Origin of the sequence: Planotetraspora mira, from assembly GCF_016863275.1 — a bacterium.
Taxonomy (GTDB): domain Bacteria; phylum Actinomycetota; class Actinomycetes; order Streptosporangiales; family Streptosporangiaceae; genus Planotetraspora; species Planotetraspora mira.
This window is the reverse complement of record NZ_BOOO01000013.1, coordinates 146,453-173,305: the sequence shown is the minus strand read 5'-3', so window position 1 is coordinate 173,305 and position 26,853 is coordinate 146,453. Positions and strand designations below refer to the sequence as shown.

The 26,853-nt window shown below is 70.9% G+C and carries 24 protein-coding genes; 17 read left to right on the top strand and 7 right to left on the bottom strand.

Features of this window, described 5'->3' with window-relative positions; translation table 11 throughout:
- Window positions 1-87 precede the first annotated feature (87 nt).
- Together Pmi06nite_RS12025 and Pmi06nite_RS12020 are read left to right on the top strand one after the other, a co-directional pair.
- Complete coding sequence (locus tag Pmi06nite_RS12025; protein WP_203952998.1) at window positions 88-1,608, top strand: sensor histidine kinase; 1,521 nt, start codon at window positions 88-90, stop codon at window positions 1,606-1,608.
- Window positions 1,609-1,750: 142 nt separating this feature from the next.
- Window positions 1,751-2,098, top strand: coding sequence for an SPW repeat protein (locus Pmi06nite_RS12020; protein ID WP_203952997.1), 348 nt, complete (start codon window positions 1,751-1,753; stop codon window positions 2,096-2,098).
- Between the two features lie 148 nt (window positions 2,099-2,246).
- On the opposite strand, the gene Pmi06nite_RS12015 is transcribed toward Pmi06nite_RS12020, so the two are convergent.
- Together Pmi06nite_RS12015 and Pmi06nite_RS12010 are read right to left on the bottom strand one after the other, a co-directional pair.
- Window positions 2,247-2,675, bottom strand: a complete 429-nt coding sequence (locus Pmi06nite_RS12015) for an ester cyclase (RefSeq protein WP_203952996.1) — start codon at window positions 2,673-2,675, stop codon at window positions 2,247-2,249.
- Window positions 2,672-4,066, bottom strand: coding sequence for a sensor histidine kinase (locus Pmi06nite_RS12010; protein ID WP_203952995.1), 1,395 nt, complete (start codon window positions 4,064-4,066; stop codon window positions 2,672-2,674). The genes Pmi06nite_RS12015 and Pmi06nite_RS12010 overlap by 4 nt, the downstream gene beginning before the upstream one ends.
- Before the next feature lie 318 nt (window positions 4,067-4,384).
- Between Pmi06nite_RS12010 and Pmi06nite_RS12005 the strand changes: the two genes are divergently transcribed.
- The 3 genes from Pmi06nite_RS12005 to Pmi06nite_RS11995 all read left to right on the top strand — a co-directional run bounded on the left by Pmi06nite_RS12005 (window position 4,385) and on the right by Pmi06nite_RS11995 (window position 7,115).
- Window positions 4,385-4,735 (top strand): bifunctional 3-phenylpropionate/cinnamic acid dioxygenase ferredoxin subunit, encoded by a 351-nt coding sequence (locus tag Pmi06nite_RS12005; protein WP_203952994.1) that lies wholly within the window; start codon window positions 4,385-4,387, stop codon window positions 4,733-4,735.
- Window positions 4,736-4,742: 7 nt separating this feature from the next.
- On the top strand, window positions 4,743-5,912 hold the full coding sequence (locus Pmi06nite_RS12000) for an NAD(P)/FAD-dependent oxidoreductase (protein ID WP_203952993.1): 1,170 nt from the start codon (window positions 4,743-4,745) through the stop codon (window positions 5,910-5,912).
- Window positions 5,913-5,984: 72 nt separating this feature from the next.
- Complete coding sequence (locus tag Pmi06nite_RS11995; protein WP_203952992.1) at window positions 5,985-7,115, top strand: aromatic ring-hydroxylating oxygenase subunit alpha; 1,131 nt, start codon at window positions 5,985-5,987, stop codon at window positions 7,113-7,115.
- A gap of 34 nt (window positions 7,116-7,149) precedes the next feature.
- Here Pmi06nite_RS11995 and Pmi06nite_RS11990 read toward each other — a convergent pair whose 3' ends face one another.
- Complete coding sequence (locus tag Pmi06nite_RS11990) at window positions 7,150-7,938, bottom strand: IclR family transcriptional regulator (RefSeq protein ID WP_203952991.1); 789 nt, start codon at window positions 7,936-7,938, stop codon at window positions 7,150-7,152.
- A 107-nt stretch (window positions 7,939-8,045) separates the two neighbouring features.
- On the opposite strand from Pmi06nite_RS11990, the gene betA reads away from it, so the two are divergent.
- The 8 genes from betA to Pmi06nite_RS11950 all read left to right on the top strand — a co-directional run bounded on the left by betA (window position 8,046) and on the right by Pmi06nite_RS11950 (window position 20,310).
- Entirely contained in the window at window positions 8,046-9,680 is a 1,635-nt protein-coding gene (gene betA / locus Pmi06nite_RS11985) for a choline dehydrogenase (protein WP_203952990.1), read from the top strand.
- Complete coding sequence (locus Pmi06nite_RS11980) at window positions 9,677-11,143, top strand: aldehyde dehydrogenase family protein (protein ID WP_444544146.1); 1,467 nt, start codon at window positions 9,677-9,679, stop codon at window positions 11,141-11,143. The genes betA and Pmi06nite_RS11980 overlap by 4 nt, the downstream gene beginning before the upstream one ends.
- 592 nt (window positions 11,144-11,735) lie before the next feature.
- Window positions 11,736-14,153 carry a GcvT family protein gene (locus Pmi06nite_RS11975; RefSeq protein ID WP_203952989.1) on the top strand — a complete coding sequence of 806 codons (2,418 nt, stop codon included), beginning with the start codon at window positions 11,736-11,738 and terminating at the stop codon, window positions 14,151-14,153.
- Window positions 14,154-14,192: 39 nt separating this feature from the next.
- Window positions 14,193-15,491 (top strand): serine hydroxymethyltransferase, encoded by a 1,299-nt coding sequence (gene glyA / locus Pmi06nite_RS11970; protein WP_203952988.1) that lies wholly within the window; start codon window positions 14,193-14,195, stop codon window positions 15,489-15,491.
- Window positions 15,491-16,705 carry a sarcosine oxidase subunit beta family protein gene (locus Pmi06nite_RS11965; protein WP_203952987.1) on the top strand — a complete coding sequence of 405 codons (1,215 nt, stop codon included), beginning with the start codon at window positions 15,491-15,493 and terminating at the stop codon, window positions 16,703-16,705. The genes glyA and Pmi06nite_RS11965 overlap by 1 nt, the downstream gene beginning before the upstream one ends.
- A gap of 14 nt (window positions 16,706-16,719) precedes the next feature.
- The gene (locus tag Pmi06nite_RS11960; protein ID WP_203952986.1) at window positions 16,720-16,977 is read left to right on the top strand and encodes a sarcosine oxidase subunit delta; all 258 of its coding nucleotides are present in this window, start codon (window positions 16,720-16,722) and stop codon (window positions 16,975-16,977) included.
- Window positions 16,974-19,745 carry a 2Fe-2S iron-sulfur cluster-binding protein gene (locus Pmi06nite_RS11955; protein ID WP_505881261.1) on the top strand — a complete coding sequence of 924 codons (2,772 nt, stop codon included), beginning with the start codon at window positions 16,974-16,976 and terminating at the stop codon, window positions 19,743-19,745. Before Pmi06nite_RS11960 ends, Pmi06nite_RS11955 begins: the two co-directional genes overlap by 4 nt.
- Window positions 19,738-20,310 carry a sarcosine oxidase subunit gamma gene (locus Pmi06nite_RS11950; protein WP_203952985.1) on the top strand — a complete coding sequence of 191 codons (573 nt, stop codon included), beginning with the start codon at window positions 19,738-19,740 and terminating at the stop codon, window positions 20,308-20,310. Before Pmi06nite_RS11955 ends, Pmi06nite_RS11950 begins: the two co-directional genes overlap by 8 nt.
- On the opposite strand, the gene Pmi06nite_RS11945 is transcribed toward Pmi06nite_RS11950, so the two are convergent.
- Together Pmi06nite_RS11945 and Pmi06nite_RS11940 are read right to left on the bottom strand one after the other, a co-directional pair.
- Entirely contained in the window at window positions 20,297-20,728 is a 432-nt protein-coding gene (locus tag Pmi06nite_RS11945) for an SRPBCC family protein (protein WP_203952984.1), read from the bottom strand. The genes Pmi06nite_RS11950 and Pmi06nite_RS11945 overlap by 14 nt on opposite strands.
- Window positions 20,718-21,071, bottom strand: a complete 354-nt coding sequence (locus Pmi06nite_RS11940) for an ArsR/SmtB family transcription factor (RefSeq protein WP_239113844.1) — start codon at window positions 21,069-21,071, stop codon at window positions 20,718-20,720. Before Pmi06nite_RS11940 ends, Pmi06nite_RS11945 begins: the two co-directional genes overlap by 11 nt.
- 114 nt (window positions 21,072-21,185) lie before the next feature.
- Here Pmi06nite_RS11940 and Pmi06nite_RS11935 point away from each other — a divergent pair, with 114 nt between their 5' ends.
- On the top strand, window positions 21,186-21,905 hold the full coding sequence (locus Pmi06nite_RS11935) for a Mut7-C RNAse domain-containing protein (RefSeq protein ID WP_203952983.1): 720 nt from the start codon (window positions 21,186-21,188) through the stop codon (window positions 21,903-21,905).
- 14 nt (window positions 21,906-21,919) lie between these two features.
- On the opposite strand, the gene Pmi06nite_RS11930 is transcribed toward Pmi06nite_RS11935, so the two are convergent.
- Together Pmi06nite_RS11930 and Pmi06nite_RS11925 are read right to left on the bottom strand one after the other, a co-directional pair.
- Complete coding sequence (locus Pmi06nite_RS11930) at window positions 21,920-22,930, bottom strand: cytochrome d ubiquinol oxidase subunit II (RefSeq protein WP_203952982.1); 1,011 nt, start codon at window positions 22,928-22,930, stop codon at window positions 21,920-21,922.
- On the bottom strand, window positions 22,930-24,279 hold the full coding sequence (locus tag Pmi06nite_RS11925; protein WP_203952981.1) for a cytochrome ubiquinol oxidase subunit I: 1,350 nt from the start codon (window positions 24,277-24,279) through the stop codon (window positions 22,930-22,932). Before Pmi06nite_RS11925 ends, Pmi06nite_RS11930 begins: the two co-directional genes overlap by 1 nt.
- Before the next feature lie 166 nt (window positions 24,280-24,445).
- Between Pmi06nite_RS11925 and Pmi06nite_RS11920 the strand changes: the two genes are divergently transcribed.
- From Pmi06nite_RS11920 to Pmi06nite_RS11910, 3 genes are all read left to right on the top strand, one after another.
- Window positions 24,446-24,970, top strand: coding sequence for a DUF6789 family protein (locus Pmi06nite_RS11920; RefSeq protein WP_203952980.1), 525 nt, complete (start codon window positions 24,446-24,448; stop codon window positions 24,968-24,970).
- Window positions 24,971-25,070: 100 nt separating this feature from the next.
- Window positions 25,071-25,634 (top strand): ClpX C4-type zinc finger protein, encoded by a 564-nt coding sequence (locus Pmi06nite_RS11915; RefSeq protein WP_203952979.1) that lies wholly within the window; start codon window positions 25,071-25,073, stop codon window positions 25,632-25,634.
- A 183-nt stretch (window positions 25,635-25,817) separates the two neighbouring features.
- Complete coding sequence (locus tag Pmi06nite_RS11910; protein ID WP_203952978.1) at window positions 25,818-26,816, top strand: alpha/beta hydrolase; 999 nt, start codon at window positions 25,818-25,820, stop codon at window positions 26,814-26,816.
- Window positions 26,817-26,853 lie beyond the last annotated feature (37 nt).

The window sequence follows — 26,853 nt, the reverse complement described above, 5'->3', positions numbered from 1 at the left end:
AGCAAAGGGTTCTCGGGCCACCATGAATACGACCCGCCGGAGGCCTTCGGCGGGCCCGGGCGCACGACGACAGGGGGACGACGGGTCATGCCGCTATCCGCACGTCTCCCCGGGCCGCGAACGATTCGCGGCCGTGTCACGCTGCTCGTCACCGTTGTCGCCGCGTTCCTGCTGGTGCCCGCCGCCGTGGTCGGCGCGGTGGTGGCCCGCCAGGCCTTCGCCAGGGCCGCCTGGCTGGACGCGAGAAGCCAGGCCACCCTCACCGCCGCCGAGATCCGTGCCGGGCGGGCGATCGGCGGGATCACGCCGCAGGTCCCCGGCATCGATCTCATCCAGGTCGTGTCACCGGCACATCAGATCACCGCGTCCTCGGACGCGGCACGCGGCCTGGGCCCGCTGGCGACCGTCCAGCCGACCGTCGGTTCCCTGAAGGACCTGGAGACCTGCGGCCATCCGCGTGTCGGCTGCGTGCGGCTCGCCGCCGTGCGGGTCGGGCCTTCCGCCGACTCCCCCGTGGTGTACGCGGGCCGGTCCACGCCGCACGGACTATCGACCGGAGTGCTGGACCTGCTGTTCGGAGCCCAGGCCCTCGGCCTGCTGGCGCTCGCGTCCCTGGCCACGTGGAAGGTCACCGGCCGGACGCTGCGGCCCGTCGAGGGGATCCGGGCCGAACTCGCGGGGATCAACGCCAACAGTCTGAGCAGCCGCGTGCCCGAGCCCTCCGGGGACGACGAGATCACCCGGCTCGCGCAGACCGTCAACAACACCCTGCGGCGGCTGGAACGCTCGCAGGAGCGCACGGAACGAGCGCTCGAACAGCAGAGACGGTTCACCTCGGACGCCTCCCACGAACTGCGCACTCCCATCGCGGGCGTTCGCGCGCAGTTGGAGGAGGCCCTGCTCCATCCCGACGCGGACGGCATCCCCGAGTTGCTCCAGAACACGCTGCGCGACGTGGACAGGCTCGAGCTGATCATGACCGACCTGCTCCTGCTGGCCCGGGTCGGCGCCAACGAGCCGGTCGAGCGGCAGCAGGTGGACCTCGACTGCCTGGTACGTACGGGTGTCCCCCCTTGTGGGGGCGGACCCGCCGTCGAGTTGCGGCTCACCCCCCGGATCATCGTCGAGGGCGTTCCCGCACAGCTCGACCGGGTCCTGGTCAACCTCCTCGACAACGCCCGGCGCCACGCCGTACGCCGCGTGCGGGTCGAGGTGCGCCGCGACCGCGACATGGCCGAACTGAGCGTCAGCGACGACGGCGCCGGCATCCCCGAGGCGGACAGGGACCAGATCTTCGACCGGTTCACCCGCCTCGACACCGCCCGGTGCCGCAACCGCGGCGGAACAGGTCTCGGCCTGTCGATCGCCCGCGACATCACGGTGGCCCACCACGGCACCCTGCACGTGGAGAAATCCGATCTCGGCGGAGCGCGCTTCGTGCTCAGGCTGCCTCTCGCGGCGCCGCGCCAGGAAGAGACCGGGTCTGTCACCGTCAGGACGGTCCTCAGCGGCAGCGGCCGTAAGACGGAGCGGGCCTTCGCCCCGATGCCGGCGCGGACTCCGATCGCCCCGATGACCCTGACCGGCAGGACCGACCCCGCGGGCTGAGCCGCCGGGAACGGCCGCCCCATCTCACCGCCAGGGATTACGGATGGTGAGGAAATCCTGACGAATTGGAACATTGACCGGTCGGTCAATCAGGAACATGGTCGGATCAAAGGGTCATCTCTCCCATGTTTCGGAGGCACGGATGGATCTCACGAGATCGTTGTCCGACGTCGTCGCCCTGCTGGCCGGTCTGGTCGCGGCGCTCGCGCCGTTCTTCTGGGCCGACAACGCCGGCGCCGCGGGCCAGCCACTGCTCATCCTCGGGACACTCCTGATCGTGTCCGCCTTGTGGGCGATCCTGGGCGCCGGCGGCGCGAGTTCCTGGGTCACCGCCGCGTTCGGGGCACTGCTGTTCGTGTCCCCCTGGGCCTTCGGCTTCGACGGCACCTCGGCCGCTGCGTGGACCGCGTGGATCGCCGGGGCCGTGACCGTCGTCGTCGGCCTGCTGACCACCCTCCAAGCCCGCAGCGCGGCCCCCGCCCGCGCCTGAACGGATCCCACCCGTCCGAATCCCCGCCCGTCCGAAGCACCCCGTAGAAGCCGCTCGACCGGAACCCCCCGGCGTCTCGTGAACCGGCGGCCCCGCCCGCCCCCTCGCTGTCGGCGAGAGGCGAGCGGGGCCGTACGCTCGCCGGGGGTCATCCGAGGGGGCGGTCGGCACCGATCTGGGTGATCATCTCCAACTGGTCGTAATAGACGCGCTGACTGGCGATCAGTCCGTCGTCCATGGTGCGGAGATCGCAGCCGCGGACGACGACGTGCCTGCCGGTGGGCGGGACGATCTCTCCGGTGGGCAGCAGGAACGGCCCGGCATGGGTGCTCGTGACCGTCCACTCCAGCACCACGAGATCCCCCGTCTCGGCCTTGCCGTGGGGCGTCAGCGTGATGTCGGGGAACCCCTCCAGGTAGAGCGCCAAGTAGGACGCGATCTCCTCCCGTCCCTCGGCGATGCCGCCCGGGCACACGTAGGTGGCACGCGGGCTGAACAAGCTCGCCGCCTTCCCGACATCATGCGCGTTGAACGCGGCTATCAACTCGTCTGTGACCTCTTGGTCGCCGATCGTCATGAGAACTCCTCGATGGGGACACCCGGCGTGGTCGCCTGCACGGCCGGCTTCAGGGGCAGCCGCAGGACGAATCGGGCGCCTTCCGGCGAGTCCTCGATCAGCAGCGTTCCGTTGTGGGCATGGGCGATGTCACGGGAGATGGCCAGGCCGAGCCCGCTGCCCCCGGGCTCGCGGCGCTGTCCGTCGGCCAGGCGGACGAAGCGCTCGAAGACACGCTCACGATCCTGTGGCGCGATGCCGTCGCCGTCGTCGCACACCGTGATCACGGCCTGGTCGCCGATGCGCCGACCGGTGACCTCGACCCTCGTGGAGGCGTGCCGCCGGGCGTTGGCCAGGAGGTTGTCGATGACACGGATCAGCTGGATCCGATTGCCCAGGACGTACACATCGCGGCGCGCGCGGACGTGGACCGGCACTCCGCCCACCTGGGCGGTCGCCTCCTCTATCACCAGCGCACCGATGTCGACCGGCTCGTGTGCGGCCGGGTCGCCGGCGCGCAGCCGGGCCAGCACCAGCAGGTCGTCGACGATCGTCTCCAGTCGATCGGTGACGGACACGGCCTCCCGGATGGTCTCGTGGGGGTCGACCTCGTGGGGGTAGAGCAACGCCTCCTCCAGACGGGCGCGGAGACCCGTGAGCGGCGTCCTGAGTTCGTGGGAGGTGGTTGAGGCGAACCGGCGCTGTTGCCTCACCGCCTCCTCCAGCCGGGCCAGGGTCCGGTTGGCGGTGCGGGCGAGCAGCGCGTACTCATTGTGACCGGGTGGCTCGGGCACCCGCAGGCTCAGGTCGCTCGCGGTGATCTCCGCCATGGTCGCGCGGATCGCCGCCACCCGGCGGAGGCTGCGGCCCGCCACCCACCAGTTCCCCCAGGCGATGAGGGCGGTGGCCAGCGTGATCACGGCAGCGGTGAGGAACTCGAGCCGGTGCGTCGCCAGCAGGGGCGGCAGAGTGGTTCCCGCGTAGAGGTAGTGCGGCTCACCGTGCCAGATGACGCGGGTCTCCAGTGGCGCCACCCTCACGGCGGCGAGCATGACGCACTCCCCCCGTGCGTCGCACACGGTGTGATCCTGCATCCGGTCGTCGACAGGAGGGCGCGCCGTGCTCAGGGCCGGTCTGCCCGCCGCCGCGGGACTGGCCGTCAGCACCCGGCCGCGGGAGTCGACGAGTTGGACGAGGTCGATGCGCGTCTTCGGAGCCGGCCGCGGCGTGTATCCGGGCTGCACGGTGCCCAGGTAGTTGGCGGCGGCCCTCTGCGCCTCCTGGAAGATCTGGGCCCGGATCCCGCCGACGACCAGGAAGTCGATGCTCGTGCCGATGGCGGTGAGAAAGAGCAGAGCGAATCCCGCGACGGCGATCGTGGTACGTGCGCGGACCGAGTCCGGAAGAAGCAACCGTCCGCCTCCCAACGCGGCTCACTCTTTGGCGGAAATGTCCAGGTCAGATCCCCTCTTGAAGGTAACCGTAAGAAATCCATGAAAGGCCCATATAAGGGCAAAAGTAGACCGGCACATTACCTGTGCCGGAACCTCGTTCTCCCGGGGACGCGAAGCCCGGACGGCCGCTCCGGGCGGACCTCGCGCGAGGACCGTCGCGCCATTCAAGTACCACGATTTAGCCCGATATGTCGCCTCTTGACATCAGACTCGTGCGCGGTCACGCTGTTGCGCATAGTGCTGCTTGTTCCGTCAGACGAAACTGGGGTTTGCCGCATGATCCCTGCGTGCGCCCTCGCGGCCCTCCCCCGGGGCGAGGCATTCCGGCTCGACACCGTCGAACCGCCGATCGCGGTCTTCCACACCGACGACGGCGAGTTGTACGCGGTCGACGACACGTGTACCCACCAGGACGCCTCACTCGCCGACGGCTGGCTGGAGGGCTGCGAGGTGGAGTGCCCGCTGCACGCCTCCCGCTTCGACCTGCGGACCGGTCACGCCGACGGTCCTCCGGCCAAGCTGCCGGTCAGGACGCACGGCGTGGTGGTCGAGGACGGCACCGTCTACGTGGTCCCGTCGGACCTGCCGCCCAACCTGCCGCCAGGGGCCCGCGCGAGGACCGTGTGAGGCCGGCATGAGGTCCGTCGCCATCGTCGGAGCGTCGCTGGCGGGCCTGTACACCGCCCGGGCACTGCGTGACCAGGGGTTCGACGGCACGCTCACGATCATCGGGTCCGAACGTCATCGCCCCTACGACCGGCCTCCTCTGTCCAAGGAGTTCCTCGCCGGCCGGATCACCGAGGCCGACCTCGCGCTCGAGACCGAGGACGAGGATCTCGGCGCGGAGTGGCGTCTGGGCGTCCGGGCCTCGGGCCTGGACCGCCACGATCGCCGTGTCCTGCTCGCCGACGGAACGTCGATCGCCGCCGACGGCGTCGTGGTGGCCACCGGCGCCACCGCCCGCTCCCTCCCCGGCGACTCCCCCTCACTGCGCGGAGTCCACACGCTCCGCTCGCTCGACGACGCTCTGGCGCTGCGCGCGGACCTCGTGACCGGCCGCCGTCTGGTCGTCATCGGCGCCGGTTTCATCGGGGCCGAGGTCGCCTCGACGGCTCGCGATCTGGGCCTCGGCGTGACCATCGTGGAGACGGCTCCCGCGCCGCTCGCCAGGGCGCTCGGCGGGGAGATGGGCACCGCGCTCGGCGCCCTCCACGAAGACCGCGGAGTCCGCCTGATCTGCGGCGTCGCCGTACAGGCCCTGACCGGAGACGACCGCGTGGACGGGGTCCTGCTCGCCGACGGGCGCCGGCTGGACGCGGACGTCGTGCTCGTCGGCATCGGCGCGCGGCCCGAGACCGGCTGGCTGGAGGGCAGCGGGGTCGACCTCGGCGACGGGGTGCTCTGCGACTCCGGAGGCGGCACGAGCGTGCCCGGCGTCGTCGCGGTCGGCGACTGCGCGTCCTGGTTCGATCCGGGACTCGGGCACCACCACCGGGTCGAGCACTGGACCGGTGCGGTGCAGCGGCCCACCGTCGCCGCCGCGACGCTCCTGTCCGGCGGGACCGCACCCGCTCCTCCGCAGGCCCCGCCGTACCTCTGGTCCGACCAGTACGGCATGCGCATCCAGTTCGCCGGTCACACGCGCCCCGGTGACTCGGTCACCGTCGAGGAGGGCGACGTGGCGGCCCGCAGCTTTCTCGCCGTCTACCGGCGGGAGGACCGGCCCGTCGCGGTGCTCGGGGTGGACCAGGTCCGCCAGTTCACCCGGTGGCGCCGCAGGCTAGGCACCGTCAGCACGGGTTGAGGGATAGGGAGTGCATGTGAACCAGCCAACGGCCGGAGCGTCCACCGGAGCGCGGCCCGCGAAGGAGGCGGCGTGACCACGAGCAGCCTGCCCCCGAGCGTGATCGCCACCCTGCCCGGCGGTCACTACACCGACGAGAACATCTTCGCCCTCGAGCAGGCCCGCGTCTTCGAGTCGATGTGGGTCTGCGTCGTCCGCGCCGCCGATCTGGCCAAGCCGGGCGCGTTCAAGACGGTGCAGGTGGGCCGGGAGAGCGTGCTCGTCACGCGGGCGCGGGACAACTCCATCCGGGCGTTCCTCAACGTCTGCCGCCACCGCGGCGCACGGATCAAGGCCGAGGAGTGCGGCGAGGTCAAGCGGGCCTTCCAGTGCCCCTACCACGCGTGGACGTACGACCTCGAGGGCAAGCTCATCGCCGCGCCCAACCTCACCAAGATGCCCGACATCGACCGGGTCGAGTACGGCCTGATCAACGTCCACGTCCGGGAGTGGCTCGGGTACGTGTGGGTGAACCTCGCCGACGACCCCACGCCGTTCGAGGAGGAGGTGCAGGGCCAGGTCGTGGAACGGCTCGGCGACCTCGACTCCATCCACAACTACGACGTCGCGAACCTCGGGCTGGCCCGGCGGACCGTCTACGACGTGAAGTCGAACTGGAAGCTCATCGTCGAGAACTTCATGGAGTGCTACCACTGCGCGACGATCCACCCGGAGCTCACCGAGGTGATCCCGGAGTTCGCCGAGGGGCTCGCCACGCAGCTGTCCGTGGGTCACGGGGCCGAGTTCGGCGAAGACATCGAGGGCTTCACGGTGGACGGCTCGGCCGGAGCCGACCGGATCGACGGAGTCAGCGAGGACCAGAACCGCCGCTACTACGGGCTCACGGTCAGGCCGCTGGTGTTCATCAACCTCGTGCCCGACCACGTGATCCTGCACCGGATGTTCCCGCTCGCGGTGGACCGCACGGTGGTCGAGTGCGACTGGCTGTTCCGCAAGGACGTGGTCGACAGCGGCCGCGATCTCGACTCGTCCATCGAGCTGTTCCACCGGGTCAACGTGCAGGACTTCGAGGCCTGCGAGCGGACCCAGCTCGGGATGGGCTCCCGCGCGTACGCCAGGGGCGGGGTGCTCGTGCCGAGTGAGCACCACATCGGCGGCTTCCACGAGTGGGTGCTCGACCGCCTGGGCACGACGCTCGCCTAGCCGGCGAGTGATCTCCTCAGGATCGCCGGACGGCTCAGCCGCCGTATCCCATGCGGCGGCTGATGTCATCCGCACCGGCGATGAGGGTCGGCGCGAGTTCGTGCATCCGCTTCTCGCTGAAGCGGTAGGCCGGGCCCGAGGCGCTGACGGCGGCGACCACCTCGCCGTCGTGGGATCGGATGGGGGCCGCGATGGCGTTCAGCCCGATCTCGAACTCCTCCACGGTCACCGCGTATCCCCGCCGCCTGGCCTCGTCGAGCTCCGATCTCAGCTGCTCGGCCGAGGTGATCGTGCCGGGGGTGTACCGCTCGAGTCCCGAGACGCCGAGCAGCTCGTCGCGCTGCTGTTCGTCCAGGTGGGCGAGCAGCACCTTGCCGCTCGACGTGGCGTGCAGCGGGGTGAGCTGCCCGACCCAGTTGTGGGCGGTGACCGCGGACGGGCCGCGTACCTGGTCGAGGTTGACCGCGTAGTGGGACCGGGCGACGGCCAGGTTCACCGTCTCGCCGATCTCGTCGGCGAGACGGCGGCACACCGGACGGCTCTGCTGTGTGAGGTCGAGCCTGGCCGCGACGCCTCCGGCGAGGCGGACGAGCCCGAAGCTGAGGCGGTACTTGCCCCGGTCCTCGGCCTGCTCCACCAGACCCCGGGCCTCCAGCGCGCCGAGCAGGCGAAACGCCGTCGACTTGTGCACCGCGATCTCCAAAGCGATCTCGCTCACGCCGGCCTCACGGCGGCGCGAAAGGATCTCCAGGATGCTGATGGCGCGATCGACGGACTGGACGCCACCGCCTTCGGACCGGGTGCTGGAGGAATCTTCGGTCATAGCCGGACTGTAGCGCGCGGGTTGGACGGCACGGTCCATCTCAAGCCCGTGTTGCGAATTACGCACCCTATTGCGCAGCCCAATATCATCCTGCCCGGGAGGCAGACATGTACGACTTTGTCATAGTCGGCGGTGGATCGGCCGGAAGCGCTTTAGCGAACCGGTTGTCGGCCGACCCGTCGAACCGGGTACTCGTGCTGGAGGCCGGCAGACCGGACTATCCGTGGGACGTGTTCATCCACATGCCCGCGGCGCTGACCTTTCCGATCGGCAGCCGCTTCTACGACTGGAAGTACGAGTCCGAGCCCGAGCCGCACATGAACGGCCGCCGGATCTACCACGCCAGGGGCAAGGTGCTGGGCGGCTCCAGCAGCATCAACGGGATGATCTTCCAGCGCGGCAACCCCCTGGACTACGAGCGCTGGGGAGCCGACCCCGGCATGGAGACCTGGGACTTCGCCCACTGCCTGCCGTACTTCAAGCGCATGGAGACCTGCCTCGCGGCCGACGCGGACGACCCCATGCGCGGGCACGACGGCCCGCTGGTGCTCGAGCGCGGGCCGGTGCGCAATCCGCTGTTCTCGGCGTTCTTCGAGGCCGTCCAGGAGGCGGGCTACCCGCTGACGGACGACGTGAACGGGTACCGGCAGGAGGGCTTCGCCCGCTTCGACCGCAACGTCCGGCGAGGGCGCCGCCTGTCGGCCGCCCGCGCCTACCTCCACCCCGTGAAGAACCGTCCCAATCTGGAGATCAAGACCCGGGCGTTCGTCACGAAGATCCTCTTCGAGGGGAAGCGGGCGGTCGGCGTCGAGTACAACGGCAAGACCGTCCGGGCCGGCGAGGTGATCCTCTGTGGCGGCGCGATCAACTCGCCCCAGCTGCTCCAGCTCTCCGGCGTCGGCAACGCCGCCGAACTGAAGGCGCTCGGCGTCGACGTCGTCCACGACCTGCCGGGCGTCGGGGAGAACCTGCAGGACCATCTGGAGGTCTACATCCAGTACGGCTGCAAGGAACCCGTCTCGCTGCAGCCCGCCATGAAGCTGTACAAGCGGCCGTGGATCGGGGCGCAGTGGCTGTTCCTGCGCAAGGGCCCCGGGGCGAGCAACCACTTCGAGGCCGGCGGGTTCACCCGGAGCAACGAGGACGTCGAGTACCCGAACCTGATGTTCCACTTCCTGCCCGTCGCCGTCCGCTACGACGGCAGCTCTCCCGCGGGCGGTCACGGCTATCAGGTGCACATCGGGCCCATGTACTCCGACGCCCGCGGCTCCGTGAAGATCAAGAGCACCGACCCCCGGGAGCACCCCGCGCTCCGGTTCAACTACCTGTCCACCGACCAGGACCGGCGCGAGTGGGTCGAGGCCGTGCGGGTGGCCCGTGACATCCTCAACCAGCCCGCGATGGGCCGGTACAACGCGGGAGAGTTGTCGCCCGGACCCTCCGTCTCGACCGACCAGGAGATCCTCGACTGGGTGGCCAAGGACGGCGAGACCGCGCTGCACCCCTCGTGCACGGCGCGGATGGGCGTCGACGAGCTCTCCGTCATCGACCCGCTGACCATGCGGGTGCACGGCCTGGAGGGACTGCGGGTGGTGGACGCCTCGGCCATGCCGTACGTGACCAACGGGAACATCTACGCCCCGGTGATGATGCTGGCGGAGAAGTCCGCCGACCTGATCCTCGGCAACACCCCCCTGCCCGCCGAGCCGGTCGAGTTCTACCGTCACCAGAAGGTGAAGTGAGCACGTTGAAAGATCTCTACATCGGCGGTACCTGGCGGGAGCCGGTCGAAGGCGGCAGCCGCGAGATTCTTTCGCCGGCCGACGGCGGGCTCGTGACGACGGTCGCCGAGGCGACCCGGGCCGACACCGAGCTGGCCATCGCCGCGGCGCGGACCGCGTTCGACGAGGGACCGTGGCCGGGGACGCCCGAGCGGGAGCGCGGAGCGCTGCTGCTGCGCGTGGCCGACCTCCTGGAGCGCGACCGCAAGGAGATCGCCACGGCCGAGTCGCTCGACACCGGCAAGCGGCTGGTGGAGAGCGAGTACGACGTCGACGACGTGGTGAAGTGCTTCCGCTACTTCGGCGGCCTCGCCGGGACCGACGCCGGGCGCGTGATCGACACCGGTCGTGACGACGCGATCAGCCGGGTCGTGTACGAGCCCGTCGGCGTGTGCGGGCTCATCACGCCCTGGAACTACCCGCTGCTGCAGACGTCGTGGAAGGTCGCCCCCGCGCTCGTCACCGGCAACACCTTCGTCCTGAAGCCGAGTGAGCTCACGCCGTCCACGGCCATCATGCTCATGCGGCTGCTGGAGGAGGCCGGGCTGCCCGAGGGCGTGGCCAACCTCGTGCTCGGCGCGGGAGCCTCGGTGGGCGCCCCGCTCGCGGACCACCCGGACGTCGACATGGTGTCCTTCACCGGCGGACTCGCCACCGGGCGGGTCATCATGGCCTCCGCGGCCGCGACGGTGAAGAAGGTCGCCCTGGAACTCGGCGGCAAGAACCCCAACATCGTCTTCGCCGACGCCGACTTCGAGGCCGCCGTCGACTTCGCGCTCACCGCGGTCTTCCTCCACTCGGGACAGGTCTGCTCGGCGGGCGCGCGCCTGCTCGTCGAGGACTCGCTGCACGACGCTTTCGTCGACGAGGTCGTACGGCGGGCCTCGCGGATCAGGCTGGGCGGGCCGTTCGACTCCGAGGCGGAGACGGGACCGCTGATCTCGGCGGCGCACCTGGCCAAGGTCGAGGCCTACGTGGCGGCCGGCGTGGCCGAGGGCTCCGTGCTGCGCTGTGGCGGGCAGCGGCTGCCGGGGAAGGGCAACTTCTACCCGCCGACCGTGCTCGACGAGTGCCACCGCGAGATGCGCGTGGTCCGGGAGGAGTCGTTCGGCCCCGTGCTGACGGTCGAGCGTTTCCGCGACGAGGACGAGGCGGTCAGGCTCGGCAACGACACCGACTACGGCCTGGCGGGCGCGGTGTGGACCCAGGACGCGGGCAAGGCCGCACGGGTGGCCCGGCGCCTGCGCCACGGAACCGTGTGGATCAACGACTACCACCCCTATGTGCCACAGGCGGAGTGGGGCGGATTCAAGCAGTCCGGCGTCGGGCGGGAGCTCGGCCCGACCGGCCTCAACGAATACCGCGAACCCAAGCACATCTGGCAGAACATCTCCCCCACCCCCCAAAACTGGTTCACCCCCTAACCCCCCAACCCCCTCGGGCGTGATCATGCACACATTCGTGATCACGCCCTTCTGCCTGCCCAAACCCTCGGCGTGATCATGCACACCTTCGGCGGTACGCCTGCCGACCTGCGCGAACCTCTGTCGTGATCATGCACAGGTTCGACTGCAGGCGGCTTGAGCTGCCCGAATCCACGACGTGATCATGCACAGATTCGCGAATGTACGGTCCGACCAGCGCCGATGGCCAGCGTGATCATGCAGCCCTCTCGCGCATGATCACGAAATGAATCTCCGCCGATAGACGGGCATGATCCCGAACTTGCGCATGATCACGACCGAGATTCCCGCAGGCCATCGGCCGTTCCACCGAACCCGTGCATGATCACGCGGGGAGTCTGTGCAGGTCACCGGATACATTCGCGAACCTGTGCATGATCACGCCGGGGGTTTGGGCTGACTGGGCGGGGTCCCGCCGAACCTGTGCATGATCACGCGGGAAAGGGCGGGGGGATTTAGGGGAGAAGGATGTTCTTGACAGGCATATGGGGTGAATAGGACGCTGTTGCGGGACGCGCATGACGTTTCGACATGCGCAACGACGGAGGTGTACATGGCTGGCCCGCGCGTCGTCATCATCGGAGCCGGAGTCGTCGGGGCCGCCCTCGCCGAAGAGCTCTCCGCCAAGGGCTGGACCGAGATCACGGTCGTCGACCAGGGCCCCGTACCGGCCACGGGCGGCTCCTCGTCCCACGCCCCCGGCCTGGTCTTCCAGACGAACTCGTCCAAGACCATGACCGAGATGGCGAGGTACACGGTCGAGAAGCTGAGCGCGCTCGGCTGCTTCCTCCAGGTGGGCGGGCTCGAGGTCGCCACCACGCCCGAGCGGCTCACCGAACTGCGCCGCCGTCACGGCTGGGCCACCGCCTGGGGCCTCGACGCGCGCCTGCTCACCCCCGAGGAGTGCGTGGAACGCCACTCGCTCCTGTCGACGGACCGGGTGCTCGGCGGGCTGTTCGTCCCCACCGACGGCCTCGCGAAGGCCGTACGCGCGGTCGAGGTGCAGCTCGAGAAGGCGCGTGAGCGCGGCGTCCGCGTCCTCGACCGGCACGAGGTCCTCGACATCCGCAGCGAGGACGGTCAAGTGACCGGCGTTGTGACCGACCAGGGCGAGATTCCCGCGGACATCGTGGTCTGCTGCGCCGGAATCTGGGGGCCCAAGGTCGCCCGCATGGCGGGGATGACGCTCCCCCTCACACCGCTCGCGCACCAGCTCGCCTGGACCGGCCCCGTCGCCGCTCTCGAAGGCCAGACCGACGAGGCCGTCCGCCCGATCCTGCGTCACCAGGACGCCGACCTGTACTACCGCGAGCGGTTCGACCGGCTGGGCATCGGCTACTACGGCCACCGCCCCCTGCCGATCACCTCCGACGAGATCCTGCCCTTCGGCGAGGCAGAGGTCATGCCCTCGGTGCTGACCTTCACCGAGGACGACTTCGCACCCGCCTGGGCCGAGACCCAGTCGCTGCTGCCGGACACCCGCGACGCCAAGGTCGAGGAGGGCATCAACGGGCTGTTCTCCTTCACGACCGACAACATGCCGCTGCTCGGCGAGTCCCCCGAGGTCAAGGGCTTCTGGGTGGCCGAGGCCGTGTGGGTGACGCACTCGGCCGGCGTGGGCAGGGCCATGGCCGAGTGGCTGGCCGACGGCCACTGCTCGTCGTTCGATCTGCACGAGTGCGACGTGAACCGGTTCGAGCAACACCAGCTCGCCCCCGACTACGTCCTGGCCCGCGACTGCCAGAACTACGTCGAGGTCTACGACATCATCCATCCGCTGGAGCCCCCGGCGAACCTCCGGCCGCTGCGGACCAGCCCCTTCCACACCCGCGAGCGCGAGCTCGGCGCGTACTTCCTGGAGGCGACCGGCTGGGAGCGGCCCCAGTGGTACGGCGCCAACGCCGGCCTGGTCGACGGCAGGGACATCCCCCACCCCGGTGATTGGGCGTCCCGCCACTGGTCGCCCATCGTCGGCGCGGAGGCCCAGGCGTCCCGCGAGTCCGTGGCCGTGTACGACATGTCGGCGCTCAAGCGCATCGAGGTCAGCGGGCCCGGGGCCACGGCCTTCCTCCAGCGCCTGTCGACCGGCGACGTCGACAAGTCCGTCGGCTCGGTGACGTACTGCCTGCTGCTCGACGAGGACGGCGGCATCCGCAGCGACGTCACCATCGCGAGGCTGGGCCGCGACCACTACCAGGTGGGCGCCAACGGCAACCTCGACCTGGACTGGTTCCACCGGCACGCCGACGGCACGGTCGTCGTCCGCGACATCACGGCCGGGACATGCTGTATCGGCATCTGGGGTCCCCGCGCCCGTGAGGTCGTCGCGCCACTGGCCGGACGCGACTTCTCCAAGGACGGCTTCCGCTACTTCCGGGGCAAGAAGGCCTACGTCGGAGCGGTTCCCGTCACGGCGCTACGGCTGTCCTACATCGGGGAGCTCGGCTGGGAGCTCTACACGACCGCCGACATGGGCGCCAAGCTCTGGGACACCCTGTGGGAGGCCGGCCGGGAGCACGGGATCATCGCGGGCGGCCGCGGGGCCTTCAACAGCCTCCGGCTGGAGAAGGGCTACCGGTCGTTCGGCACGGACATGACCTACGAGCACGATCCCTACGAGGCGGGCCTCGCCTTCGCCGTCAAGCCCGACAAGGGCGACTTCATCGGCCGCGAGGCCCTGCTCGAACGCCGCCAGGACGTACGGCGGCGCCTGACCTGCCTGACCATCGACGGCCCTGAGGCCGTGGTCATGGGCAAGGAGCCGGTGTACGACGGCGACCGCTGCGTCGGCTACGTCACGAGCGCGGCCTACGGCTACACGATCGGCAAGGGCATCGCCTACGCCTGGCTTCCCGCCGAGCTGTCCACCCCCGGTCAGGTGGTGCACATCGGGTACTTCGACCGGCGGATCGCCGCGGTCGTCGCCGAGGAGCCACTGTTCGACCCCGCCATGGAACGCCTCCGCGGCTGACGCGGTCGCCGCACGAGCACCACCTCTGGAGGACCCGCCTTGAACTCACCCGAATCGCTGGTCGACATACCGCTCGCCGAGGCCGACCCCGAGGTGGCGGCGGCGATCGGCGCCGAACTGCACCGCCAGCAGTCCACGCTCGAGATGATCGCCTCGGAGAACTTCGCCCCGGTGTCGGTCATGCGGGCGCAGGGGTCCGTCCTGACCAACAAGTACGCCGAGGGCTACCCGGGCAGGCGCTACTACGGCGGCTGCGAGCACGTCGACGTCATCGAGCAACTGGCGATCGACCGGGTGAAGGCGCTGTTCGGCGCGGAGGCCGCCAACGTGCAGCCGCACTCGGGCGCCCAGGCCAACGCGGCGGTCATGGCGGCCCTGCTCGAGCCCGGCGACACGATCCTCGGGCTGGATCTCGCGCACGGCGGCCACCTCACGCACGGCATGCGGATCAACTTCTCCGGCCGCCTCTACAACGTGGTCGCCTACCACGTGCGCGAGAGCGACAACCTCGTGGACATGGACGAGGTGGAGCGGCTGGCCAGAGAGCACCGGCCCAAGCTGATCATCGCGGGCTGGTCGGCGTACCCCCGCCACCTCGACTTCGCGGCCTTCCGGCGGATCGCCGACGAGGTCGGGGCGTACCTCATGGTCGACATGGCCCACTTCGCCGGCCTGGTGGCCGCGGGGTTGCACCCCTCCCCCGTGCCGCACGCCCACGTCGTCACGACGACCACCCACAAGACCCTCGGCGGCCCGCGGGGCGGCGTCATCCTCTCCACGGAGGAGCTGGCCAAGAAGATCAACTCGGCGGTGTTCCCCGGTCAGCAGGGCGGCCCGCTCGAACACGTCATCGCGGCCAAGGCGGTCTCCTTCAAGATCGCGGCAAGCGACTGGTTCGCCGACCGACAGCGGCGCACGCTCGAAGGGGCGCGCATCCTCGCCGACCGCCTCCTCGAGCCCGACGCCGCCGCGGCGGGCGTGCGGGTCATCTCCGGCGGTACGGACGTCCATCTGGTGCTGGTCGACCTGCGCGAGTCCGAACTGGACGGCAGGCAGGCGGAGGACCGGCTGCACGCGGCCGGGATCACCGTCAACCGCAACGCCGTGCCGTTCGACCCCCGCCCTCCGATGGTCACCTCCGGACTCAGGATCGGCACCCCCGCGCTCGCGACGCGCGGGTTCCAGGCCGCCGACTTCCAGGAGGTCTCCGACGTCATCGCGGCGGCCCTGATCGGCGACGGCGGCGAGCCCTCCATCGCCCACCTGCGCGGACGCGTCGAGGCCCTGGCCGCCAAGCATCCGCTCTACACCGACGAGAACGCCGGAGATGGTTCGTGATGCGGGACGTCCCGGAGCATCCCGACTGGTTGTGGAGCAGCCCCGAGCCGAAGCGCTCGTACGACGTGGTGATCGTCGGCGGGGGCGGCCACGGGCTGGCGACGGCCTACTACCTGGCCAAGAACCACGGGATCACCGACGTGGCGGTGCTGGAGCGCGGCTGGCTGGCGGGCGGCAACATGGCCCGCAACACCACGATCATCCGGTCCAACTACCTGTGGGACGAGAGCGCCGGAATCTACGAGCACGCCCTCAAACTGTGGGAGGGGCTCGAGGACGACCTCGGGTACCCGATCCTGTTCAGCCAGCGCGGCGTGCTCAACCTGGCGCACAGTCTGCAGGACGTCAGGGACAGCGTCCGCCGGGTCCACGCCAACCGCCTCAACGGCGTCGACGCGGAATGGCTGGGGCCGGACGAGGTCAAGGAGATCTGCCCGATCGTCAACGTCTCGCCCGACGTGCGCTATCCGGTGCTGGGCGCGACCTACCAGCCGCGCGCGGGCATCGCCAAGCACGACTACGTGGCCTGGGGCTTCGCCAGGGCCGCCGCGGCGATGGGCGTGCACCTGATCGAGAACTGCGAGGTCACCGGCGTCGAGGTGGCCGACGGCAGGGTCCAGGCCGTCCAGACGACGAAGGGCAGGATCGCGGCGGGCACGGTGGCCCTGGCCGCCGCGGGGCACTCCTCCGTCGTCGCGGCGACCGCCGGGGTCGAGTTGCCGGTGCAGACCCATCCGCTCCAGGCGCTGGTGTCGGAACTGCTGGAGCCGGTGCACCCCACGGTGGTCATGTCCAACGCCGTGCATGTCTACGTCAGCCAGGCCCACAAGGGCGAACTGGTCATGGGGGCGGGCATCGACCCGTACAACTCCTACCGCCAGCGCGGCGCGTTCCACATCATCGAGCAGCAGATGTCGGCGGCGCTGGAGCTCTTCCCGATCTTCGCGCGGGCCCACGTCCTGCGTACCTGGGCGGGGATCGTCGACGTCACCCCGGACGCCTCCCCCGTGGTCGGCAAGACGCCCGTGGACGGCCTGCTCGTCAACTGCGGCTGGGGGACCGGCGGCTTCAAGGCGACGCCGGGCGTGGGCTGGTGCTACGCGCACACGATCGCCCACGGCGAGCCGCATCCGCTCAACGCCCCCTTCTCGCTCGAACGGTTCACCACCGGCGCGCTCGTGGACGAGCACGGCGCGGCGGCCGTGGCCCACTGAAGGAGATCCACCCGATGCTGCTGATCCCCTGTCCGTGGTGCGGGCCGCGAGACGAGGCCGAGTTCCACTACGGCGGGCAGGCGCACGTCGCCTACCCCGAGAACCCCGCGGCGCTCTCCGACGAGGAGTGGGCCCGCTATCTCTTCTTCCGTGACAACCCGAAGGGGCGGTTCGCCGAACGGTGGAACCACACGGCGGGCTGCCGCCGCTGGTTCAACGCCGTACGGAACACCGCCACCAACGAGATCGAGGCCGGCGAGGTGACCGCGTGACATCCCGTCGGATGACCGGGTGGCAGGGCGAGACGGTGCGGTTCCGTTTCGACGGCCGCGACTACGAGGGGGTCCGAGGCGACACGCTGGCCTCCGCCCTGCTCGCCAACGGCGTGCGCGCGGTGGCCGCCAGTCCGGCGCTCGGCCGCCCTCGAGGGATCTACGCCGCCTGGACGGAGGAGCCCAACGCCCTCGTCCAGGTCGCCGCGGAGCCGATGTTGCAGGCCACGACCGTCGAATTGCGCGACGGACTCGCCGCGCACGGCCTCTCGGGAAGAGGCCGGCTGACCGACGAGACGGACACGGCACGCTACGACGCCGTCCACGCGCACTGCGACGTCCTCGTCGTGGGCGCGGGCCCGGCCGGGCTGGCGGCCGCGACGGTGGCGGCGGAGACCGGCGCCCGGGTGATCATCGCGGACGACCGGCCGATCGCGGGCGGCAGCCTGCCGGACACGGCGGAGACGGTCGGCGGCGTGCCGGGAGCCGAGTGGGCGGCCGCCACGCTGGACGCGCTCGACGGCCGTCCCGACATCCGGGTGCTGCGCCGCACCAGCGTGTTCGGCTACTACGACGACAACTACCTCGTCGCCGTCGAGCGCCGCGGAGAGCACGCCCACTCGCGCGAGCGCGTGTGGCGCATCCGGGCCCGCCGCGTCGTGCTGGCCACGGGAGCGCACGAACGGCCGATCGCCTTCGCGGGCAACGACCGGCCGGGCGTCATGCTGGCCGGGTCGGCGCGCGCGTACGCCAACCGCCACGGCGTCCTCCCCGGCGACCGCGCGGTCGTGTTCACCACGAACGACAGCGCCTACGCCGCCGCCCGGGACCTCGCGGCGGCCGGCGTGGAGATCGCCGCCATCGTCGACACACGGGACACGACCGGCGGCGGCACCGACGGCGTGGAGGTCCTCGCCGGCCACGTGGTCACCGCGGTCGGCGGAGACGACGGCGTCTCGTCGGTCGCGGTCGCCCCCTCTGACGGCGGGGCCGGCCGGGAGATCGAGGCCGACCTGCTGCTCGTCTCCGGTGGCTGGAGCCCTCTGGTCCACCTGTTCAGCCAGTCGGGCGGCGACCTGCGCTTCGATGACGGGATCGGCTCGTTCGTGCCCGCGTCCGCGCGGCAGGCCGTCGAGGTCGCGGGCGCCGCTCGCGGAGTCTTCACCCTCGCCGGATGCCTGGAGGACGGCGCCGCCACCGGAGCGCGGGCCGCCGAGGCCGCCGGGTTCCGCGTGGAGGGCACGTTCGAAATCCCGCGCACGCCGGACGAGGACCCAGGCACACCGCCCGGGCACCTGTGGCTCGTCCCCGCGGCGGACTACAGCACGCACTTCGTGGACCTCCAGCGAGACGTCACCGTCGCCGACGTCATGCGGGCGACCGGAGCGGGCCTGCGCTCGGTCGAGCACGTCAAGCGCTACACCACGGCGGGCACGGCACACGACCAGGGCAAGCTGTCGGGTGTCCTCACCAGCGCGGTGGTCGGCCACGCCCTCGGCCTGCCGCTCGGCGATCTCGGCACCACCACGTTCCGCGCGCCGTACGTGCCCGTCGGCTTCGCGACGCTCGCGGGACGGCACAGGGGCGCGCTGCACGATCCGGTGCGGACCACGTCGCTGCACGAATGGCACGTGGCCTACGGCGCGCCGTTCGAGAACGTCGGCCAGTGGAAGCGCCCCTGGTACTACCCGCGTGCGGGAGAGGACATGGAGACCGCGGTCCTGCGCGAGTGCGGTGCCGTACGGAAGTCCGTGGGCGCGATGGACGCCTCCACACTCGGCAAGATCGACGTGCAGGGCCCGGACGCGGCGGAGTTCCTCGACCGGATCTACACGAACATGATGAGCACCCTCAAGGTGGGTGCGATCCGCTACGGCGTCATGTGCAGGCCCGACGGAATGGTCTTCGACGACGGCACCGTCATCCGCCTGGCGGACGACCGGTTCCTGGTGACGACGACCACGGGCAACGCGGCGGCCGTGCTCGACTGGATGGAGGAATGGCTCCAGACCGAGTGGCCGGGGCTGCGGGTCTACTGCACGTCGGTCACCGAGCACTGGGCGACGGTGGCCCTCGCCGGCCCCGGCTCCCGTGACGTGCTGGCCGGGCTGGCCCCGGGCCTGGCCGTGGACGCGGCGAGCTTCCCCTTCATGACCTGGCGGGACACCGAGGTGGCCGGGCTGGCCGCGCGGGTGTGCCGGATCAGCTTCTCCGGCGAACTCGCCTACGAGATCAACGTCAACGCGTGGGACGGCCTCGCCCTGTGGGAGGCGGTCATGGAGACGGGGGTGGTCACGCCCTACGGCACCGAGACCATGCACGTGCTGCGCGCGGAGAAGGGCTACCCGATCGTCGGCCAGGACACCGACGGCACGGTCACCCCCGCCGACCTCGGCATGGACTGGGTCGTGTCGAAGAAGAAGCCCGACTTCATCGGGAAGCGGTCGTTCGCCAGAGCCGACACGAGCCGGCCGGACCGCAAGCACCTGGTCGGCCTGCTGCCCGCCGATCCCGGCCGCCTGCTCCCCGAAGGCGCCCACCTGGTGGAGACGAGCACGCTGCCCGAGCCGCCCGTCCCGACCCTCGGCCACGTGACGTCGAGCTACCGGAGCGCGGTGCTCGACAGCACCTTCGCACTCGCCCTGGTCAGCGGCGGGCGCGATCGGATGGGCGAGGTGTTGTACGTCCCGCTCGGCGACGAGCAGGTCCCCGTCACCGTCACGTCCCACATCCTCTACGACCCCGAGGGAGCCCGCCGCGATGGCTGAGCGACTGAGCCCGCTGGCCCGGTTCACGCCGGTGTCGGCCGACGATCTGCGGATCGCGGAGATCCCCTTCCTCACGCAGATCAACCTGCGGGTGGACCCGAAGAGCCGGGCGGCCGCCGACATCGGGCTCGCCCTGGGTGCGCCGCTCCCGACCGAGCCGGGCACCTGCACGAGCGCGGGCGCCGACGTGCTCTGGATGGGGCCCGACGAGTGGCTGGTGGTCGGCCCGGTCGGGGACGGTCTCGAGGAGACGATCCGGACGGCGGCGGGGACGGCCCACGTGGGGATCACTGACGTGTCGGCCCAGCGCACGGTCGTCGCCGTGGACGGCCCGAGGTCCCGTGACCTGCTCGCACACGGCTGCGCGCTCGACCTGCACCCCCGGGTGTTCGGCCCGGGGCGCTGCGCGCAGACGATGCTCGCCCGCGCGCAGGTCGTCCTCGCCGCCCGGGAGGACGACGGGTTCCGCGTGTTCGTGCGGTCCTCGTTCGCGGGCTACCTCGCGGACTGGCTCCTCGACGCCGCCGCCGAATACCTGCCGGAGGGGACGGTCACATCGCGCTGAGCGTCTTTTGGAGCGACTGCATCACCTCGGAACGCCAGCCGCTGCCCATGTTCCTGAACGCGAAGGCCTGAGCCGGGTCGTCGAGGTCGAAGCCCGCGTGTTCGACGAGCAACCGGGTGCCCTGTCCCTCGGCGACCAGCCTCCAGGTGACCGTGGTGTCCAGCGCTCCGCCTCGCCAGCTGATGCGCAGCAGGCGTTCCTCGTCGACGTCGAGCACCTCGCACGAGATCACCCCGTCGAACTCGACCTGCGGTATCGGCCGGGTGGTGAAGGTGAAGCGGTGCCCCACCACGGGTTTCATGTCACCCGCCATCAGCCACCGCTCCTGCAGAGCGGGATCGGTCAGGGCACGCCACACCTTGGCCGGCGGGTGCGGCAGGAACTCGTCGACCTCGATCGACGTCCGGTCAGCGCTCATGGTCGTCTCCGTTCTCCTCATCCAGCAGTTCACGCAGCCCGGCGAGCCTGTCCCGCCAGAACCGCTCGTACGGCGACAGCCACCGCGACACTTCCATGAGCGGCTCCGCCTCCAGTCGGTAGAGCCGCAGCCGTCCGCTGCGCTCCTCGCTGACCAGCCCGGCGTCGCGCAGCACCCGGAGATGCTCCGAGACGCTCGGACGGCTCATCTCGAAGTGCGAGGCCAGGTCGTTCACCGACCGCGGCCCGCTCAGCAGCAGCGCCGTCAGCTCACGCCGCACGGGACTGGCGAGAGCGGCGAAGACGTCCGCGTTTCCCGCCGTCATGCGCTCGCTTCCTGTCATGGGGACACAATAGGTAGGAGATCTCCTACATGTCAACCGTAGGAAATCTCCTACATGTCAGTGCCGGCCACCGCGGTCGAGCACCCGTCCCGACCATCCCGGCATGATGGAGGCATGGTCCGCGCGGAACTCGACCTCCGCGTCGCGGCGGAGTTGTGGCTGTTCCTTCCGCCCCGCCGGCGGCACGCCGATCTGCGCCTCCCCTACGACGGCACGTCGTCGCTCGGGCATGTGGTCGAGTCGGCAGGCGTCCCGCTCACGGAGATCGGCTCACTTCTGGTCGGCGGGCGGCCGATCACGCCGTCGTACCGTCCGAGCACGGCCGACGTCGTCCACGTGCTCGGGGTGCCGAGGCCGCAGCGGGTTCCCGCTCCCCGGTTCGTCCTCGACGTCCACCTCGGCACACTCGCCAGGCGGCTGCGCCTCGTCGGCGTCGACGTCGCCTACCGGAACGACCTCGACGACGACGCGCTGATCGCGCAGGCGAACGCGGAGCGGAGAGTGCTGCTCACCAAGGATCGCCGGCTTCTGTTCCGCCGGAGCCTGTGGCTCGGCGCCTACGTCCGCGGCGCCCGCGCGGACGATCAGCTCCGGGACGCGCTCGATCGTTTCGCGCCGCCACTCGCGCCCTGGACCCGGTGCACGGCGTGCAACGGCCTCCTGTCCCCGGTCGCCAAGGCCGAGATCGAAGAGGTCCTGCCGCCGGGGACCAGGCGCAGTTACGACACGTTCGCCCGATGCCTCGACTGCGGCCACGTCTACTGGCGCGGAGCGCACGGGAACCGACTGGAAGCGATCGTGGAGAGTGCGTCACGCGTCGCGGGGACCGGCTGACCACGCCGCTTCGGTCACGTCTGATGCGAGTCGTACGGCATGCGGCGCTGGAGGAGGAACAGCCAGAGGATGGAGGGCAGCACCAGCAGCGCGCCCACTCCGGCCACCACGAGGACGGTGCTGATCACCACCGGCGCCGCGGCGGCGTCCCGGTAGGTGAGCCCCGGCGGCAACACGGCGGGATACTGGGCGACCGGCCAGCCCCACATGACGGCCACGACGGCGAGCACGCCCGCCACCCGCACGAGCAGGTAGCGCCGCCGCCAGAGCAGGACGATCGACGCGATCCCGAGGACGGCGCTGGCCACGACCAGGGGCAGCGCCCGGTGGGTGAGGCCGGAGTACAGGCGGGGCGCGTCCTGATGGAGCACCGCGATGCCGGCGAGCGCGACGGCGCCGGTCGCGGCGGCGGCCACGAGGGCACGGCGGCGGAACCCGTCCGCCAGTTCCGGCGTTCCTGAGCGCGCGGCGTCGTCGCACAGGTAGACCGCCGCCAGGTAGGCGCAGACCAGGACCGCGAGCGCGCCTCCCAGCAGCGAGGTCGGGTTCAGCCAGCTCCTCACCAGGTCACCGGCCGCGAGGCCCGGCTTGACCCTGGCGGACGCGATCGCCCCGGCGACCGTTCCGAGGAAGAACGGAGTGAGGACGGACGACAGGGCGAAGGCCCCGCCGAAGAGGCGTTGCTGCCACAACTCCGTGCTGGCCTTGCGGAAGGCGAAGGCGGCGCCCCTCGCGATGATCCCGAGCGCGGCCAGCGTGAGCGGGATGTAGAGGGTGGACATCACCGAGGCGAAGACCAGCGGGAAGCCCGTCCACAACACCACGAGCACGAAGATCAGCCAGACGTGGTTGGCCTCCCAGACCGGCCCGATCGAGTGCTCGATGAGCCGCCGCTGCGGCATCCCGGCCCGGCTGCGCCCGGCGAGCAGGTCCAGGACGCCGGCGCCGAAGTCGGCCCCGCCCAGCAGCGCGTAGAGGGTGAGCCCCACCCACATGACGGCCAGGAGGATCTGCGCCGGTTCCATCACATTTCCGCGGTTTCCTGGGGGGCGACGTGCCCGGTGCGGGCCACGTGGCGCAGGACGTAGACGACGGCGACCGTGAGGACCGCGTAGACGACGGCCACCACGGCGAACCCGGCCCACAGGCCGGGCGCGGGGTTCACCGCCTCCAAGGTCCGCATCCTGCCGTACACGATCCACGGCTGCCTGCCCACCTCGGTCACGACCCAGCCCGTCTCGACCGCGACGACGGCGAGCACGCCCGCGACCGAGGCGAGCCGCAGGAACCACGGCGAGGCGGGCAGGTCGCGGCGCCGCCACCAGGTCAGGGCCAGCCAGGCGGACAGGAGCAGCAACAACGTCCCGATGCCCACCATCGTGTCGAACGCGAGGTGGACGGGCGCGATCGGCGGCCGGTCCGCGGGCGCGGCCCGGTCCAGCCCCTGGACGACCGTCCCGGGCGTGAAGCCCACCAGCATCGACAGCCCGCTGGGGATCTCGACCGCGTACCGGATCCGACCGTCGACCACCAGCCCGCCGAGATGCAGCGGCGCGTTCGGGCCGGTGCGGAACAACGCCTCGGCGGCGGCGAGCTTGGTGGGCTGGTAACCGGCGAGGAACCTCGCGGCGAAGTCGCCCGCGAGGATCTGGACCGGCGAGAGCGCCGCCGCGAGCGTGAACGGGACCAGGAAGCCGAGGCGGTGGTAACGGTCCCGGCGGCCGCGCAGCAGCGCCACCGCGTAGACCCCGGCGGTGCCGAATCCGGACACCATGAAGGCCGCGATGATCATGTGGACGCTCTGCGGGGCCGTGGCCGGGTTGAACATGGCGGCCCACGGGGCGACCCCGGTGACCCGCCCGCCTTCGAGGTCGAAGCCGCGCGGCTGGTTCATCCACGCGTTGGCGGACACGACGAACAGGGCCGACGCCACGCCCGCCACGAGCACGGGCACCCCGCTGAGCAGATGCGCCCGGGGAGAAAGCCGGTCCCAGGCGTAGAGGTAGATGCCGAGGAAGATCGCCTCGATGAAGAAGGCGATGCCCTCCAGCGCGAACGGAAGGCCGATCACCTCGCCGTAGACGCCCATCAGGCCAGGCCACAGCAGACCCATCTCGAAGCTGAGGATGGTGCCGGAGACCGCCCCCACCGCGAAGAGCACGCCGACCGCCGTGGCCCACCGCCGGGCGAGACGCATGTAGTCCGCGTCGCCGGTCCGATGGGCTCGCCATTCGGTGAACAGCAGCAGCGCGGGCATGCCCACGCCGAGACAGGCGAAGACGATGTGCCAGCCCAGGGAGAGCGCCATCTGGGTCCGCGCCGCCACCAGATCAGCTGGGCTCGCCGGGCCTGCCAGGACGGCGAGCGGTGTCATGGCTGGTCCGTGCCCCGGCACCGCCGCCGCACAAACCGCGCGGCGGGTATGGAAGTGATCAAGGGTGATCGGCAGGGCGAGTCGCGGATGATGCCGGGTGAGGTATTTACCCGAAGCGGGCCGGTTGCGGGGAACGCGCCCGCGAGCCAGGGGAATAGGCCCCATCATGACGCGCAACCTGGTGAACGGCGCCGTCGGCGGTGCGCTCGCGACCGCCGTCTACAGCGCCGTGCTGATGGCGGGAGACCGGGCCGGGCTGCTGGACCAGCCGCCACCCAAGAAGATCATGCGGATCACGCTCCCCGGCAGCAGGCACCGCCGCAAGCCGGGTGAGGGGGTGCTCGCGACGATCGCCCACTTCGCGTACGGCAGCGGCGCGGGAGCCGTGCTCGGCCTGCTGTTCCGCGGCCAGCGGATCCCTCTCCCGGTCGGAGCGGCCTACGGCCTGGCGGTCTGGTACGCCAGTTTCCAGCACGTGGCGCCCCGGCTGGGCGCCTATCCGCCGATCTCCCGTGACAGCCCGGGGCGCCAGGCCCTCCTGGCACTGGGCCACGTGGTGTACGGAACGTCTCTCGCGATCTCGATGAACCGGCTCAGGACCGACAGGACCCCGGGTGCGCGGATCCTGCCGAGCGAGCGCTCCGAATACGAGCAGTCGAAGTTCCTGACCCCGCCGCAACCGGTGTCCTGAGAACCCTCCGGTCACGTGGGCTCGCTTGCGTCAAGGGATGCTAGACGGCAGACTCCTTGTCTACTACCCATAGACACCCCTCTTTCAGGAGGCACCCCCGATGGACCCAGACAACCCGGTCGCCATGGCTCTCGACGAGGAACTGCTGCTCCGGGCGCGTCAGGCGGGCACTCGGTGGGCCGAGGCGCAGGACCACGCCGTGCAGGCCAAGGCCGCCTACCACCAGGCCGTCCGGCGCCTGCACCTGGGAGGAGCGTCGCTGCGCGAGATCGCCGAGGCCCTCGACATCAGCCACCAGCGGGTTCACCAGATCATCGAACTCACCGGCGGCACGGCCGGCTGGAGGTCCCGCAGGAAACCCGCCGACCCCGCGTGCGGCTTCTGCGGGGCGGGCAAGACCGAGGTCACCCGGCTCGTCGCCGGGCCCGGCGTGTTCATCTGCGACGGCTGCGTCTCGATCGCCTGCCGGGTCGTCGAGGAAGCCGGGCGGCCGGACGCGTCACACGCCCATCTGGAACTCGTGGCACTCCCCAGCGCGCTGTCGTGTTCCTTCTGCGACAAGTCCGCCACGGAGGTCTCGGCACTCGTGACCGGCGGAGGAGTCCGCATCTGCGAGGGCTGCGCGCGGTTCTGCGACGAGATCATCGCAGCGCGGTCGCTATGACGCCGGTCGCTCACCACGCCGGCACCGCCGTCCGATCACCGGTGCCGTCTCCCGTATGAACGATCGGCCGACCACCGGCGACGCCCGCCATGTGGCGGGCCGTCCCCGCCACATGGCGCTGTCCTGGACTCCCGGCCCGTTGCAGCATGGGTCTACCACGCTGACACGCAACCTGGAGGGCCGATGACCACCCCGTCTTCCCCGCCGCACCACGACCGCCTGAGCCCTCCGCCGTTCGACTCCGAACTGGCCGCCGCTCTGGCGATCGTGGCGGAGAACATCCCCTCCTCGCTGCTGCCGGAGATGATCCCGGGCCTGCAGAGCGGCGCCGTCCTGATGCGGCCGTCGGACGACGATCTCCGCCGAGGGGGCGCCTTCGAGATCGAGGAGCGCACCGTGCCCGGACCGGAGGGCGCCCCCGACATCTCGCTGCTCATCTGCAGGCCCGCCGGGGTGACCGGTCCGATCCCCGCCCTCTACAACATCCACGGCGGCGGCATGGTCATGGGCGACAACCGGACCGGGATCGAGGCCACCCTGGAGACGGCTCAGGAGTTGGGGCTCGCCGTGGTGTCGGTGGAATACCGCCTGGCGCCGGAACACCCGCATCCCGCCCCGGTCGAGGACTGTTACGCCGGCCTGGTCTGGACGGCGGAGCACGCGGAGGAGATCGGCGTCGATCGGGAAAGGATCATCGTCGGCGGCAGCAGCGCGGGAGGCGGCCTGTCCGCGGCCGTCGCGCTGCTCGCCCGTGACCGCGGCGGCCCGGCTCTGGCCGGGCAACTGCTGGCCTGCCCGATGCTCGACGACCGCAACGACACCGTGTCGAGCCTGCAGATGGCCGGACTGGGCGTATGGGACAGGACGTCGAACGACACCGGATGGACGGCGTTGCTCGGCGAACGGCGGGGCGGCCCCGACGTCTCCCCGTACGCCGCCCCGGCCCGCGCGGAGGACCTTTCCGGGCTGCCGCCCGCCTTCGTCGACGTGGGTTCCGCCGAGACGTTCCGCGATGAGGACGTGGCCTACGCCACCCGCATCTGGCAGGCGGGCGGCCAGGCGGAGTTGCACGTGTGGCCGGGCGGGTTCCACGGGTTCGACATCATGGTGCCCCAGGCCGCGATCTCCCAGGCGGCCCGGGCCGCCAGGACCGACTGGCTGCGCCGCCTGCTGGCACGCTGACGCCGAGTCGGCGCGCCTTCGCGGAGCGGCGACCCTG

Coding starts and splice junctions, on each gene's coding strand:
- Pmi06nite_RS12025 (WP_203952998.1), top strand. CDS start 88: ATGCCGCTATCCGCACGTCTCCCCGGGCCGCGAACGATTCGCGGCCGT.
- Pmi06nite_RS12020 (WP_203952997.1), top strand. CDS start 1,751: ATGGATCTCACGAGATCGTTGTCCGACGTCGTCGCCCTGCTGGCCGGT.
- Pmi06nite_RS12015 (WP_203952996.1), bottom strand. CDS start 2,675: ATGACGATCGGCGACCAAGAGGTCACAGACGAGTTGATAGCCGCGTTC.
- Pmi06nite_RS12005 (WP_203952994.1), top strand. CDS start 4,385: ATGATCCCTGCGTGCGCCCTCGCGGCCCTCCCCCGGGGCGAGGCATTC.
- Pmi06nite_RS12000 (WP_203952993.1), top strand. CDS start 4,743: ATGAGGTCCGTCGCCATCGTCGGAGCGTCGCTGGCGGGCCTGTACACC.
- Pmi06nite_RS11990 (WP_203952991.1), bottom strand. CDS start 7,938: ATGACCGAAGATTCCTCCAGCACCCGGTCCGAAGGCGGTGGCGTCCAG.
- betA (WP_203952990.1), top strand. CDS start 8,046: ATGTACGACTTTGTCATAGTCGGCGGTGGATCGGCCGGAAGCGCTTTA.
- Pmi06nite_RS11975 (WP_203952989.1), top strand. CDS start 11,736: ATGGCTGGCCCGCGCGTCGTCATCATCGGAGCCGGAGTCGTCGGGGCC.
- Pmi06nite_RS11965 (WP_203952987.1), top strand. CDS start 15,491: ATGCGGGACGTCCCGGAGCATCCCGACTGGTTGTGGAGCAGCCCCGAG.
- Pmi06nite_RS11960 (WP_203952986.1), top strand. CDS start 16,720: ATGCTGCTGATCCCCTGTCCGTGGTGCGGGCCGCGAGACGAGGCCGAG.
- Pmi06nite_RS11950 (WP_203952985.1), top strand. CDS start 19,738: ATGGCTGAGCGACTGAGCCCGCTGGCCCGGTTCACGCCGGTGTCGGCC.
- Pmi06nite_RS11945 (WP_203952984.1), bottom strand. CDS start 20,728: ATGAGCGCTGACCGGACGTCGATCGAGGTCGACGAGTTCCTGCCGCAC.
- Pmi06nite_RS11940 (WP_239113844.1), bottom strand. CDS start 21,071: ATGACAGGAAGCGAGCGCATGACGGCGGGAAACGCGGACGTCTTCGCC.
- Pmi06nite_RS11935 (WP_203952983.1), top strand. CDS start 21,186: ATGGTCCGCGCGGAACTCGACCTCCGCGTCGCGGCGGAGTTGTGGCTG.
- Pmi06nite_RS11930 (WP_203952982.1), bottom strand. CDS start 22,930: ATGGAACCGGCGCAGATCCTCCTGGCCGTCATGTGGGTGGGGCTCACC.
- Pmi06nite_RS11925 (WP_203952981.1), bottom strand. CDS start 24,279: ATGACACCGCTCGCCGTCCTGGCAGGCCCGGCGAGCCCAGCTGATCTG.
- Pmi06nite_RS11920 (WP_203952980.1), top strand. CDS start 24,446: ATGACGCGCAACCTGGTGAACGGCGCCGTCGGCGGTGCGCTCGCGACC.
- Pmi06nite_RS11915 (WP_203952979.1), top strand. CDS start 25,071: ATGGACCCAGACAACCCGGTCGCCATGGCTCTCGACGAGGAACTGCTG.
- Pmi06nite_RS11910 (WP_203952978.1), top strand. CDS start 25,818: ATGACCACCCCGTCTTCCCCGCCGCACCACGACCGCCTGAGCCCTCCG.